Origin of the sequence: Ruania zhangjianzhongii (genome assembly GCF_008000995.1) — a bacterium.
GTDB classification, from domain to species: domain Bacteria; phylum Actinomycetota; class Actinomycetes; order Actinomycetales; family Beutenbergiaceae; genus Ruania; species Ruania zhangjianzhongii.
This window is the reverse complement of record NZ_CP042828.1, coordinates 972,015-985,677: the sequence shown is the minus strand read 5'-3', so window position 1 is coordinate 985,677 and position 13,663 is coordinate 972,015. Positions and strand designations below refer to the sequence as shown.

15 protein-coding genes are annotated in these 13,663 nt (G+C 70.4%); 4 read left to right on the top strand and 11 right to left on the bottom strand.

The window, feature by feature from the left end:
- Positions 1-19 precede the first annotated feature (19 nt).
- The 4 genes from FU260_RS04540 to FU260_RS04525 all read right to left on the bottom strand — a co-directional run bounded on the left by FU260_RS04540 (position 20) and on the right by FU260_RS04525 (position 4,315).
- The gene (locus FU260_RS04540) at positions 20-1,276 is read right to left on the bottom strand and encodes a hypothetical protein (protein ID WP_147915979.1); all 1,257 of its coding nucleotides are present in this window, start codon (positions 1,274-1,276) and stop codon (positions 20-22) included.
- A gap of 156 nt (positions 1,277-1,432) precedes the next feature.
- Positions 1,433-2,404, bottom strand: a complete 972-nt coding sequence (gene rlmB / locus FU260_RS04535; protein ID WP_147919318.1) for a 23S rRNA (guanosine(2251)-2'-O)-methyltransferase RlmB — start codon at positions 2,402-2,404, stop codon at positions 1,433-1,435.
- Entirely contained in the window at positions 2,394-3,824 is a 1,431-nt protein-coding gene (gene cysS, locus FU260_RS04530) for a cysteine--tRNA ligase (protein WP_147915978.1), read from the bottom strand. Before cysS ends, rlmB begins: the two co-directional genes overlap by 11 nt.
- Positions 3,825-3,913: 89 nt before the next feature.
- Positions 3,914-4,315, bottom strand: coding sequence for a PPOX class F420-dependent oxidoreductase (locus FU260_RS04525; protein ID WP_147915977.1), 402 nt, complete (start codon positions 4,313-4,315; stop codon positions 3,914-3,916).
- Positions 4,316-4,391: 76 nt separating this feature from the next.
- Between FU260_RS04525 and FU260_RS04520 the strand changes: the two genes are divergently transcribed.
- Together FU260_RS04520 and FU260_RS04515 are read left to right on the top strand one after the other, a co-directional pair.
- On the top strand, positions 4,392-5,255 hold the full coding sequence (locus tag FU260_RS04520) for a DNA-3-methyladenine glycosylase family protein (protein WP_168211649.1): 864 nt from the start codon (positions 4,392-4,394) through the stop codon (positions 5,253-5,255).
- Positions 5,256-5,446: 191 nt separating this feature from the next.
- Positions 5,447-5,926: a methylated-DNA--[protein]-cysteine S-methyltransferase gene (locus FU260_RS04515; RefSeq protein ID WP_147915975.1), complete on the top strand. Its 480-nt coding sequence runs from the start codon at positions 5,447-5,449 to the stop codon at positions 5,924-5,926.
- Positions 5,927-5,935: 9 nt separating this feature from the next.
- Here FU260_RS04515 and FU260_RS04510 read toward each other — a convergent pair whose 3' ends face one another.
- Positions 5,936-7,738, bottom strand: a complete 1,803-nt coding sequence (locus FU260_RS04510) for an ABC transporter ATP-binding protein (protein ID WP_147915974.1) — start codon at positions 7,736-7,738, stop codon at positions 5,936-5,938.
- Between the two features lie 91 nt (positions 7,739-7,829).
- Here FU260_RS04510 and FU260_RS24340 point away from each other — a divergent pair, with 91 nt between their 5' ends.
- The gene (locus tag FU260_RS24340; protein WP_187368422.1) at positions 7,830-8,279 is read left to right on the top strand and encodes a MarR family winged helix-turn-helix transcriptional regulator; all 450 of its coding nucleotides are present in this window, start codon (positions 7,830-7,832) and stop codon (positions 8,277-8,279) included.
- Between the two features lie 95 nt (positions 8,280-8,374).
- Here the strand turns inward: FU260_RS24340 and FU260_RS04500 are convergent, their stop codons facing one another.
- The 4 genes from FU260_RS04500 to FU260_RS04485 all read right to left on the bottom strand — a co-directional run bounded on the left by FU260_RS04500 (position 8,375) and on the right by FU260_RS04485 (position 11,045).
- Complete coding sequence (locus FU260_RS04500) at positions 8,375-9,205, bottom strand: type II CAAX endopeptidase family protein (RefSeq protein ID WP_168211648.1); 831 nt, start codon at positions 9,203-9,205, stop codon at positions 8,375-8,377.
- Between the two features lie 126 nt (positions 9,206-9,331).
- Positions 9,332-9,835 carry a 2-C-methyl-D-erythritol 2,4-cyclodiphosphate synthase gene (gene ispF / locus FU260_RS04495; RefSeq protein ID WP_147915972.1) on the bottom strand — a complete coding sequence of 168 codons (504 nt, stop codon included), beginning with the start codon at positions 9,833-9,835 and terminating at the stop codon, positions 9,332-9,334.
- Entirely contained in the window at positions 9,832-10,539 is a 708-nt protein-coding gene (gene ispD / locus FU260_RS04490; protein ID WP_147915971.1) for a 2-C-methyl-D-erythritol 4-phosphate cytidylyltransferase, read from the bottom strand. Before ispD ends, ispF begins: the two co-directional genes overlap by 4 nt.
- A gap of 23 nt (positions 10,540-10,562) precedes the next feature.
- Entirely contained in the window at positions 10,563-11,045 is a 483-nt protein-coding gene (locus FU260_RS04485) for a CarD family transcriptional regulator (RefSeq protein WP_147915970.1), read from the bottom strand.
- A gap of 252 nt (positions 11,046-11,297) precedes the next feature.
- Here FU260_RS04485 and FU260_RS04480 point away from each other — a divergent pair, with 252 nt between their 5' ends.
- Positions 11,298-11,777 (top strand): hypothetical protein, encoded by a 480-nt coding sequence (locus FU260_RS04480; protein WP_147915969.1) that lies wholly within the window; start codon positions 11,298-11,300, stop codon positions 11,775-11,777.
- Between the two features lie 6 nt (positions 11,778-11,783).
- Here FU260_RS04480 and FU260_RS04475 read toward each other — a convergent pair whose 3' ends face one another.
- Together FU260_RS04475 and FU260_RS04470 are read right to left on the bottom strand one after the other, a co-directional pair.
- On the bottom strand, positions 11,784-12,473 hold the full coding sequence (locus tag FU260_RS04475; RefSeq protein ID WP_147915968.1) for a response regulator transcription factor: 690 nt from the start codon (positions 12,471-12,473) through the stop codon (positions 11,784-11,786).
- Positions 12,470-13,657: a sensor histidine kinase gene (locus FU260_RS04470; protein ID WP_147919316.1), complete on the bottom strand. Its 1,188-nt coding sequence runs from the start codon at positions 13,655-13,657 to the stop codon at positions 12,470-12,472. The genes FU260_RS04475 and FU260_RS04470 overlap by 4 nt, the downstream gene beginning before the upstream one ends.
- Between the last annotated feature and the right edge of the window lie 6 nt (positions 13,658-13,663).

Below are 13,663 nucleotides of genomic sequence, written 5' to 3'. Positions count from 1 at the left end.
CCCACTCGATCCGGCCCGCTCAACTATCAGCGCGACGCCGACCGTCCAGCACAGCCCCGGTCACGTTCGCTGCGGCGGCGGCGAACAGCAGCACGCTCACCCCGCGCACCACCTTGGCACCGGCACCCATCGACTCACCGGCTCGAGGCGCCCGGCCGGACCGGCGCCAGAGCAACGCCCCCACCAGCACATCCGCACCGGCGGCCACCCACGGCGCCCAGGTACGCACCGGCTCTTCCGCGGCGTCAGCGAATGCGGCGGCACTCGCCCGAGCCTCCTCGGCCATCCGGCGGGCGTCCTCGGCGGCCAGCTGGGCACGGCGGCGGGTGTCGTCGGCAGCCCGGCGGGCATCATCGGCGGCCTCCTGGGCCCGCCGGCGCATCATCTCGCCGAGCGGAACCGGGTGGATGGCGGCCACGCCGACCACGTCGGCGGCGCCGCGCTGACCGTTGAGGAACTCGGACAGCTGACCCGTCACCTCCGGGCCCAGCCCGAGCACCGGGAGCACGTCCGCAGGACCGGCGCCGGCATCGATCGCAGCCCGGAGCCGGCCGGCATCGGCACCCGGCACGGCCGCCAGCACCTGATCGACCAGTGCCCCGGTACCGAGATGACGGTCGGCAAACTGCTCGGCAACCGGCGCGTCCAGCGGTACCACCGCGTGCTGCAGCCCCCAGACGTACTGGTACTCCTCGTCCCCGGCAACGCCGAGTGCGGGATAGTCGGCGGCCTGTTGCAGAACCAGCGCCGGCGCCCCGAGCTCGGCCAGCGGCAGGTCGCCGACCGCGGGGCCGTCCTCCACCACCACTGTGTGACCGGAGTCCGTGGGTACTGCGTGCAGTGTGGTCTCGGCGCCGGTAGCGAGTCGCTCCAGGCCGGCATGGTCGGCGATGGTGCACACCAGGGCGCGGTCGGCGACCACAGCGATGCCGATCTGCGGGTCGAACGGGTCGTCGTCCCCGTCCTCGTCCCCCTCCCCCGGAGGAATCGCACTGGCCGACTCCTCCGCGAACGTCACCACCCCCTGGCACTCCTGCGCGAGCGCGGTGACCAGCTCCGCTAACGGCGGGCCAGGGACCACCTGCTCACCACCTTCGCCGAGCACTGCCACCCGGTGCTCCTCGTCGACGGCGACCGTCACCCACGCTGTCGTCGGATCCTGGGGGTCGTACTCCAGTCGGGCCACCACCTGGGCTCCGTCGAGGAAACCCGTGCTGCGGTGCACCCGTGAGGCGGGCGCATCGACCTGCCCGGATGTGCGCTGCCACGTGCTCATACGTCTCACCCTACCCAGCGTCGACCGGCCAGCGCTCCCCGGCACACGATCCACACGTCACCGCACACAATCGACACTTCGCCCGGCCAGGCGATACCCGCGGGCACGACTCCACGCAGCAGGTAGCGAGTGAATGGATTCACGTCGCGGTGGTGGTCAGCGACGGCCGGTGCTCAGCGCCCGCTTGCGGGCCACCTCATACAGGGCGATCCCGATCGCGGTGCCGGCATTCAGGGACTCCACCGCCGAGGCGATCGGGATCGAGACCACGAGGTCACAGGTCTGCTGCACCAGCCGGCCCAGCCCCTTGCCCTCGGAGCCGAGCACCAGCACGAGGGGCTCGGTGGCGAGCTCGAGGTCCCCGATCGTGGTGGCCCCCTCGCCGTCGAGTCCGACCACGAAGCAGCCGGCCTTCTTGTAGGCCTCCAGCGTGCGCACCAAATTGGTAGCGCGGGCCACCGGCACCCGGGCAGCGGCACCGGCCGAGACCTTCCATGCCGCCACGGTCACCCCCGCTGCGCGGCGGCCCGGCACCACCACTCCATCCACGCCGAACGCACCGGCGGAACGAAGTGCTGCGCCGAGGTTGCGCGGGTCGGTGATGCCGTCCAGGGCAACGATCAGCGGGGCGTGGGCAGCGCGGGCCGCCTGGTCCAGCAGCTCCTCCGGCTCGGCGTAGCGGTACTCGGGCACCTCGATCGCCACGCCCTGGTGCACGCTGCCGCCGGTGAGACCGTCCAGATCCGCACGGCTCGCCTGGTGCACCGGAGCGCCGGCGGACGCGGCCAGATCCATGATCTCCCGGGTGCGCTCGTCAGCATCCGCAGCAGTGGCCAGGTACACCGCCTGGGCCGGCAGCTCGGCGCGCAGTGCTTCGAGCACGGCGTTCCGGCCGGCGACCACCTCGTTGCCGCTGGAAGTCCTGGCCCGCGCCTTCGGCTGGTTCCGGGTCTTCTTCTCCTCCGCAGCCTTACGCTTGCCGGCCGGGTGGTAAGGGCGGTCCTCCGCCTTCGGCGTGGGCTTTTTACCGCGCAGGGCCTTGCGGCCGTGGCCGCCGGTACCGACCTGCGCCCCCTTCTTGCTGCCGGCCTTGCGCACTGCGCCCGGCCGCCTGGAGTTACCGGCCATCATGACCTCCACGTAGGCTCCATCGGGCACCGTCGGCGCCGTCCTCGACCACCACACCGGCGGCCGTGAGCTGATCGCGCAGCGCGTCCGCGCGCGCGAAGTCCCGCTCCGCCCGGGCCGCGGCACGCTCGGCGAGCACATGATCCACGAGAGTGGACAGCGCGTGCTGCGCTGCGCCGTCGCCGGCTGAACCGGACGCCCACTGCTCGGCGAGCGGATCAAGACCAAGGATGTCCAGCATCCCCCTGATCTCCCGCTGAGCGGCGGACACCTCGGCATCGGCTCCGGCCGCGAGCGCGGTGTTGGCCTTCCGCAGATGCTCGTGCAGCACTGCGAGGGCCGCGGAAACGTTCAGGTCCTCGTCCAGAGCGGCGACGAAGCCTGCCGGCAGCTCGGCGGTGCGCACTTCCTCATCGCTGGCGGTCCCGGTCCGCTCCGCGGCCTTGGTCACGAACGTGGCGATCCGCTCCCAGGCGGCAGCGGACTCGGCCAGCGTGGTGTCGGTGAACTCCAGGGTGGAGCGGTAGTGCACCGCACCGAGGGCGTAGCGCAGCACCACCGGATCGGCCCGCTGCAGCACCGCGGACACGGTCAGGGAGTTGCCGAGCGACTTGCTCATCTTCTCCCCGCCGACGGTCACCCACGCGTTGTGCATCCACAACCCCGCGAAGTCCCAGCCGGCGGCCTTCGACTGGGCGATCTCGTTCTCGTGGTGCGGGAACCGCAGGTCGATGCCGCCACCGTGGATGTCGAAACCCTCGCCCAGGTACTTGCGGGCCATCGCCGAGCACTCCAGGTGCCAGCCGGGACGCCCGCGCCCCCAGGGGGTGGCCCAGCTCGCCCCGGGCGGGTCGGTGTCCTTGGTGGCCTTCCAGAGCGCGAAGTCCCGGGGGTCGCGCTTATCGGAGGCGTCCTCTTCCTCCGTGGTGAGGTTCTCCAGCAGCTGGCGGGTGAGCTCGCCGTAGGCACCCCAGGAGCGCACGTCGAAGTAGACGTTTCCCTCGTTGCCGGTGTAGGCGTGGCCGCGGGCGATCAACCGATCGATCAGCTCGACCATCTCCGGAACGTGCCCGGTCGCCCGAGGCTCGTAGTCCGGCGGCAGCACGCCGAGCGCGTCGTAGGCGTCGTTGAACTCCCGCTCGAACCGGTGCGCCCAGGCCCACCAGGGCGCCCCCGCCTCCGCGGACTTGATCAGGATCTTGTCGTCGATATCGGTGACGTTGCGCACCAGGGTGACGTCCAGACCGGACCGGCGCAGCCAGCGCACCAGGATGTCGAAGGCGATCGCGCTGCGCAGGTGACCGACGTGCGGGGCACCCTGCACGGTGGCGCCACACAGGTAGATCCCCACATGGCCGGACGTGCGGGGGGTGAGGTCACGGACCTCACGGGTGGCGGAATCATGCAGGCGAACACTCACCTGGCGCAGTTTACCGGTGCTACGCGTGCTCAGTGCCCGGTGCGGCGCTACGCGGGCCCGGTGCGGCGCTACGCGGGCCCGGTGCGGCGCTACGCGGGCTCGGTGCGGTGCACCACATGCTGGGGACGGATCCGGACCAGCACGCGTTCGTTGTCGGTGCCGGTGTCGCCGGTGAACGGCTGCCCGGTGTACTTCTGGCTCAGTGCCTGAATCAGGGATCCGGTCGGATCGTCCTCCAGGGTCGCCTCCCCGCGAACCTCCACATACTCCTGCGGGTTGTCCGCGGGGTAGAGGAGCATGGTGGCCCGGGGGTCACGGCGCAGGTTCTGCTCTTTGCGCCGGCCGCGCACCGTGGAGACGAGCACTTCGTCGTGGTGCCGAGCCATCCACACCACCGACAGCTGCGGCTGCCCGTCCGGTTCCAGCGTGGCCAGGACCGCGTACTCGGGCTCATCGAGGAGCCGTTTGGCCTGCTCCGACATGGCTGTCATATCCGTGACGCTACCCCAGCCTGGTGCCGGTCGCAGCCGGGGTCCGGTGCGGGTACCGGCATGCGAGGATCGCCCCATGCAACCGGTGGATCTCGACGTCGCCTACACCCCACCGCTAGATGTGGACGCCCTCTGGGACTACTGGGCAGCGCGGGTGATCTCCGCAGTGGAGCACTGCGACGATCAGGTCTATCAGCGCGCGGTGCCGCTGCCCGGTGGTCCGGCGGTGCTGCGCATCGAGCGCACCGGATCGGAGCTGCGTGCCGGTGCGCTGCTGACCGACCTCGCCGACGCCGAGGCGGCTCGGGACATAATGCTGCGCACGATCGACGCCGGTGCCGACCCGTCCGCCGTGCGCGAGCAGCTGGGCGCCCACCCGTGGCTGGGCGAGCTGGTTCGCGCCCGCCCGGGGCTACGGGCACCCCGGCACCCGGGCGGGTTCGAGGTCGCGCTGCGCGCGATCGTCGCCCAGCAGGTCTCCCTCCGCGCGGCCCGCACGGTCACCGGCCGCCTGGTGCAGGCGGTCGGCAGCGAGCTGCCGGTGCCGGTGGGGCCGATCACGCATCTGTTCCCCACCCCCGCACAAGTGCTCTCCGTTGCCGACGACGGCGCAGCCTTGGCCATGCCGACGGCGCGACGTCGCGCCGTGCTCGCGTTGGCAGACGCTGCCGCCGGCGGGCTGGACCTGGACCGCGGTGCGCCGGCGGAGGTGGGGCGCGCACTGCTCGCCCTGCCCGGGATCGGTCCCTGGACGGAGCAGTACGTGCGGATGCGGGCGCTGGACGACCCGGATGCTTTCTGCGGGAGCGACCTGGTACTGCGGCGCACCGCCGAGCGGCTCAGCGGCGCCGCGCTGGACCCGACCGGGGCCGAGTTCGCGCCCTGGCGAACCTATGCCGCCCATCACCTGTGGCGGGCGGCGCAGCTGGCGCGGACATGACTCCCCCACGCGTCTCGCGCTCGCACACCCCACACGCCTCGCGCTCGCACTCCCCACACGCCTCGCGCTCGCACTCCCCACACGCCTGGGCGCCGAGGTAGTTTTCTCCTACTGAGGTCGCATTATCGGACCTCCGCGTCACAGGGCGACCTCGGCCACCGGAGCCGAGCCCAGCACAGGGAGGGACAGCGATGACCTACCGGCACGAGATCGCCTCACCGATCGGTCCCCTGGTGCTGCTCGGTGACGGCGAGGCACTCACCGCGGTGTACTACCCACGTCACCCCGGGCGAGCCGAGACCGAGGTGAGGGATGATGCCACGCCCTTCTCCGCCGTCGTGAACCAGCTGGAGGAGTACTTCGCGGGTGAGCGAACCTCGTTCGATCTGCCACTGGCGCCTCGCGGCACGCCGTTCCAGCTCGCCTGCTGGGCGGAGCTGCAGGCGATCGGCTACGGGCAGACCCGCAGCTACGGTGAGATCGCCTCGGCGCTGGGTCAGCCGGGTGCGGCCCGGGCGGTCGGGCTGGCGAACAACCGCAATCCGATCTCGATCATCGTGCCGTGCCACCGAGTGATCGGTGCGGACGGCTCACTGACCGGCTACGGCGGCGGTATCGAGGCCAAGCGGTACCTGCTCGACCTGGAGTCCCGCGGCCACACGCTGTTCTGACGGGGGGACTCACCGCCCGGCGACGGCGGGCTCGCGCGCGGCCAGCGATGCGTATCGCCCGCCGTGGGCGATCAGCTCCTCGTGGGTACCTTGCTCGAGCACCTGACCATGGTCCAGCACCACGATCCGGTCGGCCTCGCGGACAGTGGAGAGCCGGTGGGCGATGGTCACCGTGGTACGCCCGCGGCTGACCACCTCGAGGGCAGCCTGCACCGCTCGTTCGGTGTCGTTGTCCAGCGCGCTGGTGGCCTCGTCCAGCACCAGTACCGGCGGATCGCGCAGCAGGGTGCGGGCGAGAGCGATGCGCTGCTTCTCACCACCGGAGAAGCGGTAGCCGCGCGAGCCCACCATCGTGTCGTAACCGTCGGGCAGCGCGGCGATCAAGCCGTGGATCTGGGCGTCGCGAGCGGCGCGCTCGATCTGCGCATCGGTGGCATCGGGGCGCGCGTAGCGCAGGTTCTCCCGGATGGTGTCGTGCAGCAGATAGGTCTCCTGGGACACTGTACCGACGAGCGCCGCGACGTTCGTCAGCCGCAGATCACGCAGGTCCACACCATCGATGGTGATCGCGCCGGCGTCCACATCGTGCAGCCGCGCGAGCAGGGCTGCCACGGTGCTCTTCCCAGCGCCGGACTCCCCCACCAGAGCGATGTTCGACCCGGCGGGCACCTCCAGGTCCAGCGCGTGCACGGCGTCCTGCTCGGCCCCCGGGTAGCGGTAGCTGACGTCCTCCAGGCGCAGATGTCCGGCACTGCCGGCCGGGTCCAGAGTGACGGGGTCCGCTGGGTCGTCGATCGGCACCGGCAGGTCGAGGAATTCGAAGATCCGGGAGAACAGTGCCATCGAGCTGACCACCTGCACGCCCACGTTCAGCACCCCCATCAACGGCCGGAACAGCCCGGCCTGCAACGCGACGAAGGCGACCAGGGTGCCGATGGTGATGTGCTCGCCGATCGGTAGTCCGGCGGCCAGGTAGAGCAGGGCGGGGATCACTCCGATGGCGATGCTCATCGTGGCCATCAGCCAACGGCCGGCGAGCTGGGAGCGCACCTCCAGGCCGAGCAGTTCGCGGGAGGAGACGGTGAACCGGTCGGTGAGGTACTCGGTGGCGCCCAGAGTCTTCCCGAGCATCGCGCCACTGACGGAGAGGGACTCCTCGATCTGGGAGTGCAGCCCGGCCATCGTCTGCTGTCGCTGCGCGGTAATCTCCCGCCGCATCTGCGCCACCCTGCGGGTCAGCCAGATGGCCGGCGGCAGCACCACCAGGGAGAACAGGGAAAGCTGCCAGCTCAGCGCCACCATCGCGACGATGGTGCCGACGGCCGTGGTCACGTTGGAGGCCACCGAAGTCGCCGCAGTCGTGACCACCGACTGCATGGCGGAGATGTCGTTGGTGAGCCGGGACTGCACCTCCCCGCCACGGGTGCGGGTGAAGAAGGCGAGCGGCTGGCGCTGCAGGTGCGCGAAGACCTTGGTGCGCAGGCCGTGCATCACCCGTTGGCCCACCACGGTGGACCGCCAGGTCTGCACCACCCCGAGCACAGTCGTGACCACGGTGACGGCGATCATCAGCGCCACGAGGATGCCCAGCAGGCGCAGGTCCTGGTGGGCGAGGGCGTCGTCGATGGCGCGCTGGGTGAGGAACGGGTTCGCCAGCCCCACCAGGGAGGTGGCCACGATCAGCACCAGCACCAGGGCGAGGGAACCGGCGTGTGGGCGGAACAGGGCCAGTACGCGCCGACCGGAGACCGGGTGGGTGGCGAGCTGGGCGGTATCGCGAGGGTCGATGCGGGTGGCGGAATCCGGTCGCATGGGCACCCTCCTTCCACGAAAACGATGAGTTACTGAGGTAGGCCGATTGTGAGGTTACCTCATTATGTAGTGAGAGCGCTATGGTGGCGCTATGAGATCGTGGCCACACCGTCACCGCGAGCCACCCGGGCCGGAGGCGGACCTGAGCGAGCTGCTGCTGCACGCCGCACACCAGATGCGGCACGGCTGGGCACAGTCGCTGGCCGAGTGGGACCTGTCCCCGCATCAGGCGATGGCGTTGCGCACCGCCGACGCCGAGGATGGCGGACGGGTCTCCGACCTGGCCACCCGGCTCCGGATCGCTGCGCGCTCCGCGACCGAGGTAGTGGACGGCCTGGAGGAGCGGGGCCTGGTCCGCCGCTGCCCCTCGCCCACCGACCGGCGCGCGGTGCTGGTGCAGGTGACCGAGGAGGGCCGAGCGCTCGCCGCCCGGGTGGAGGGAGCCCGGAAAGAGACGCAGCTGGCCATGTTCGACCGGCTCGACGACGGCGAACGTGAGCAGCTCGAGCATCTGCTGCGTGCGCTCATCGCCCGCGACTAGATCGCGGCAGGGTCCGCAGCGGGCTCACGCAGTCCGACGCGCGGGCCGACGCGCTGGCCAGCGCGCGGGCCGACGCGGATACCTCCGCCGTCGGGTCACCGGAGAAGTCGGGCCGAGGAGCGGGCACCACTCCCCGGGAGGACGAGGACGACCAGGGCGATGACCAGGACAGTAGCGAGATAGACCACCCCGCCGGCCAGCGCGGTGAAGGGCAGCAGCGTCAGCATCACGTTGCCGACCAGATGGAACACCACGGCGCCCGGCACCCCGCCGCGCAACCGCTCGCTGACGAACCAGTAGGTCAACGACATCGGCACCATGGTGACCAGGAATCCCAGCCCCTGCCCCAGTCCCAGACCGGACTGCCAGGTACCAGCGAGCAGGAACAGCGGAGTGTGCCACAGCGCCCAGATGGTGCCGAGCACCAGCGTGGTGACCACGGGGGAGAACCGGGTGCGCAACCGGGGTTGCAGGTAACCACGCCAACCGAACTCCTCCGAGAGCGGCCCTGCGAAGGCGGAGGTCGCCAGGAACAGCAGCAGGCCGCCATTGTCCGCGAGCACGGCAGCCGGCTCAGCACCGGTCAACGCCGGTGCACCGAACACCGGTCCGAGCACCGCGGCCAGCACGGCCGGCGCCGCCGCGCACACGATCGCGACCGGGAGCCAGCGCACCGTAGAACCTGCTCGGGCCATCCGCGGGCTGCCTACTCCGCGCAGCCGGTAGATCAGTGCGGCCAAACTCGGCCCGGCACCGCCGAGCGCGAAGAACACGAACACGACAGGTGAGGAGAGGTCGCCACCGAGGAGCAACGCCGTCGCCCAGGCGAGCCAGCTGATTCCGAAGGTGAGGGCGAGGAAACCCGGTATCCGGCCGGTGTACGTCGCGGAGTTGCGCGCAGTGGCCGCGGCTGTGGTTGAGGTCATGGGACCAGCGAAGTCGATACCACCGCCCGGGACCATGGGGTGGGCACCCGAGAGGCGGTAGGGCTGGCCCTACCCCCACCAGCAACGGCGAGCAGCTGCAGCCCGGATTGTCGTAGCGGCCCTGCCTCAGACCGGCAGGCTGAATTCGTCCGGCGGCGGCACGATCAGGGCGGTCGCGATCGCCGCCAGGCCTTCACCACGACCGGTGAAGCCGAGGGTGTCGGTCGTGGTGGCCGACACTGTCACCTGTGCACCCGCCGCCTGGCTGAGCAGCCGCTGCGCTTCTTCTCGTCGGGGCCCCAGGCGGGGGCGATTGCCGATCACCTGGATAGCGATGTTGCCGATCTCGAATCCGGCGGCGCGCACCCGCACCGCGGCCTCGGAGAGCAGCATCGTCCCGGCCGCGCCGGCCCACTCCGGGTCGTCGGTGCCGAACTGAGAACCCAGGTCTCCCAACGAGGCGGCGCTGAACAGGGCGTCCGCAGCGGCGTGGGCCGCCACGTCACCATCGGAATGGCCCTCCAGCGCGGGTTCGTCCGGGAACCGCAGGCCGGCCACCGCGAGGCCCGTGCGACCATCGGCCGCGAAGGCGTGCACATCCATCCCGATGCCGGTGCGGGGCAGTGTCATGATTCCTCCTCCAGGAACAGGGCAGCGATCGCCAGGTCGTGACGGGTGGTGATCTTGAGTGCGCGGGACTCCCCCTCGATCACCCGCACCTCGTGGCCGAGACGTTCCACCAGACCTGCGTCGTCGCTGACGGCGGTGTGCTCATCGGCGGCGAGGAGCGCGGCATCACGGTGCGCCGTGCGCAGGAGCGAGGCGCGAAACGCCTGCGGCGTTTGTACCGCACGGAGTCGTTCCCGGGCGATGGTGCGCACCGCACGGGGCGGATCGGCGTCGTCGACCTCTTTGATGGTGTCCGTGACCGGCAGAGCCGGGACCACGGCGTCGTGACCGCTCGCCACCGTATCGATCAGTTGGGCGATCAGTGCGGTCGACGCCAACGGACGAGCGGCATCGTGGACCAGGACGATCTCGTTGCTGGCGTCCAGAGCCGCCAGCCCGGCGGCCACAGATGCCTGCCTGGTCGGCCCGCCGGGGACGACCTCGACCGGGATCGCACAGACCGCCCTCACTGCGGCACGTACCTCGGTGAGCTGGTCACCAGGGCCGGTCACCACGAGATGCCGCACCCGGCCAGAACCGGCCAGACGTGCTGCGGCGTGGGCCACCAAGGTAGTCCCGGCCAGCTCCACCAGTGCCTTGGGCACAGCGGCGCCGAGGCGAGACCCGCTTCCGGCGGCAGTCAGGACAGCACCAGCGGACCTCATGGCCGCCGCACCAGACCCGAGATTCAGGACGCGAGGACCTCGTCGAGGCGCGCTTCGGCCTGCTCTTCCTCGGTCTTCTCTGCCAGCGCGAGCTCGGAGACCAGGATCTGGCGGGCCCGGGCGAGCATCCGCTTCTCCCCGGCAGACAGGCCACGATCGGCGTCCCGGCGAGAGAGGTCACGCACTACCTCGGCGACCTTGATGACATCACCGGAGGCGATCTTCTCCACGTTCGCCTTGTACCGGCGGGACCAGTTGGTCGGTTCCTCGGTGTAGGGCGCGCGCAGCACGTCGAACACCTTCTCCAAACCTTCTTTGCCGACGACGTCACGCACGCCGACCAGATCGACGTTCTCGGCCGGGACCTCGATCGTCAGGTCACCCTGTGCCACCTTGAGGCGGAGGTAGAGTTTCTCCTCCCCTCGGATGATTCGTTTCGAGATCTCCTCGATGAGAGCTGCACCGTGGTGCGGGTAGACGACGGTCTCGCCGACTGTGAAGGTCATGTGCTCGCACTCCCCTTTCGCAGCCATGAGTTTACCACGCTCCTCAGCTGCCTCAGCCGCCGAGCAAGGCACTTTTGCACTGGTGACTCGGTGTGGATGGACACGGGTCTGCTCGCGGCGGAGACCCGCCTCGGATGTGCAGAGCTGGTGAAGGTGCCGCCCGGTCCGGGCGCCTCACGCGCGCGAGAGGCATTAGGGTGGACTCGGCGGGCGCTGGACGCGCCCTCAGGCTGGAACCGAAAGGAGAGCCCCGTGGCTCGCAGTACCCGTCGTCTCGCGGCTGCCTTGCTGCTCACCGGTGCGACGGCATTGGGGGTCGGAGCGTGCAGCCCGATCACCACGATGAACTCCTACGCCCCCAGCGACGGCGTGCGCGGCGACCTTGGCGACCAGCTCCGGGTGGAGAACCTGATGATCCTGAGCCCCGCCGAAGGCGCAGAGGGCACTGTGCTCGGGGCCCTGGTGAACGAGACCACGAGTCCGGTGGACGTCAGTCTGGCGATCGACGGCGTGAGCGGCGGCCAGCAGCTGAGCGTTCCCGCGCAGGACACCTTGCTGCTCGGTCCGGACCACGAAACCGTGACCGTACCGACCGTTCCCGTGGCACCGGGCGCGGTGACGAGCGTCCAGGTCTCCACTCCGGAGTCGGGCTCGATCACCCTCGATGTGCCGGTGCTGGACGGCACCCTCCCGGCCTACGAGGAGTACGTCCCGGCCGCTCCGGAGGAGTAACCCTCCTCAGTCCGAGGCGACCAGCTTGTAGCCGAGCCCGCGCACGGTGACCAGCACTGTCGGGCTGACCGGGTCCTGCTCGATCTTGGCGCGCAGCCGCTTCACGTGCACGTCGAGGGTCTTGGTGTCGCCGACATAGTCCGCACCCCACACCCGGTCGATCAGCTGACCCCGGGTGAGCACCCGGTCCGGGTTGCGCAGGAACAGCTCGAGGAGCTCGAACTCGCGGAGCGGCAGGGCTACCTCGGCGCCGTCGACCTGAACCTCGTGCCGGTCGGTGTCCATCCGGATCCGGCCCACCGCCAGGTGGGCGTCGTCGGTGTGCTCGCCGGACTCCGTGCCACGGCGCAGCACCGCACGGATCCTGGCCAGCAGCTCGCGGAAGGAGTACGGCTTGGTCACGTAGTCATCGGCCCCGATCTCCAAGCCGACGACCTTGTCGATCTCGCTGTCCTTGGCCGTGAGCATGATCACCGGCACCGAAGACGTGCGCCGCAGCTCACGGCAGACCTCCACCCCGGACATCCCGGGCAACATCAGGTCCAGCAGCACCAGATCAGGCTCGGTGCGGGCGAACTCGACCAGCGCCTCGGCGCCGTCGGCCACGGCCTTCACCTCGTACCCTTCGCGGGTGAGCTGGTAGGTCAACGGCTCCCGGTAGGACTCCTCGTCCTCGACGAGCAGAATGCGGGTCACTGGTTCTCTCCTTCTGCGCCGTCGGGCGCGGGGCTGTCTGCTGATGGGGCCTGTGCGGCGTCGGCGTCGGCCAACGGGATGCGCAGGGTGAAGGTCGATCCTCGGCCAGGTGCGGACCAGAGCCGAACCTCGCCGCCATGGTTGGCGGCCACGTGCTTGACGATGCTCAGCCCCAGGCCGGTACCGCCGGTCTCGCGGGAGCGGGCGTGATCCACCCGGTAGAAGCGTTCGAACACCCGCTCCTGCTGCTCCGGGGTGAGCCCCACCCCCTGGTCCACCACTGCGATCTCAGCGATCTCGCCGGTGCTGCGCACCCCGATGCTCACCTGCGTGCCATCGGGTGAGTAGCGCAGTGCGTTGTCGAGCAGGTTACGCAGTGCGGTCACCACGAGGCCGTGGTCACCGAGCACGTGCAGATCACTGCGTCCGCCGACGGCGATACTCACCTGCCGTGCGTCGGCCTCCACCCGTACGCGGTCCACGGACTCGGCGATCACCTCGTCGAGGGCAACGTGGACGAAGTCCACGTCCTGTTCCGGAGCCTGGAGCCGGGACAGCTCGATGATCTCCTGAACCAGGGCGGACAGCCGAGTGGACTCGCGCTGCATGCTGGCAGCGAAGTGCCGCACGGCGTCGGGGTCGTCGGCCGCGTCCGCAGCGGTCTCTGCCAGCAGCGCGATCGCGCCCACCGGGGTCTTCAGCTCGTGCGAGACGTTGGCCACGAAGTCCCGGCGGACCTCTTCCACCCGGCGTTCGGCGGTCCGGTCCTCCGCGAGCACCAGCATCCGGCCGCCGCTCAGTGGGGCGATCCGCACTTCAAAGGCGAGTCGGTCCGATCCGGGCACGCTCGAGCGCGGTACCAGCATCGGCTCATCAGCACTCGTACCGGTTCGGCGCACCCGTGCCGCCAGCTCGGTCAGGGCCGGATGCGTCAGGTGCCCAGCCCGCACCAGGCCGGCGCTGTAGGCATCCGGGGTGGCGCGCAACACCTCGTCGTCCGGGCCCAGCAGGATCGAGGTGGACCGTAGTGCGGAGAGCAGGGCGGCGACGTCGTCGGACACGCTGGCCGGCGTCGCAGCAGCGGGGCGCTCGCTCCGTTGGGCGGCTTCGGAGACGCGGAAGGCCAGGACCGCGCTGGCGCCGACGAACAGGCCCAGCAGACCGACCCCGACCACTAGCCACATCTGCTC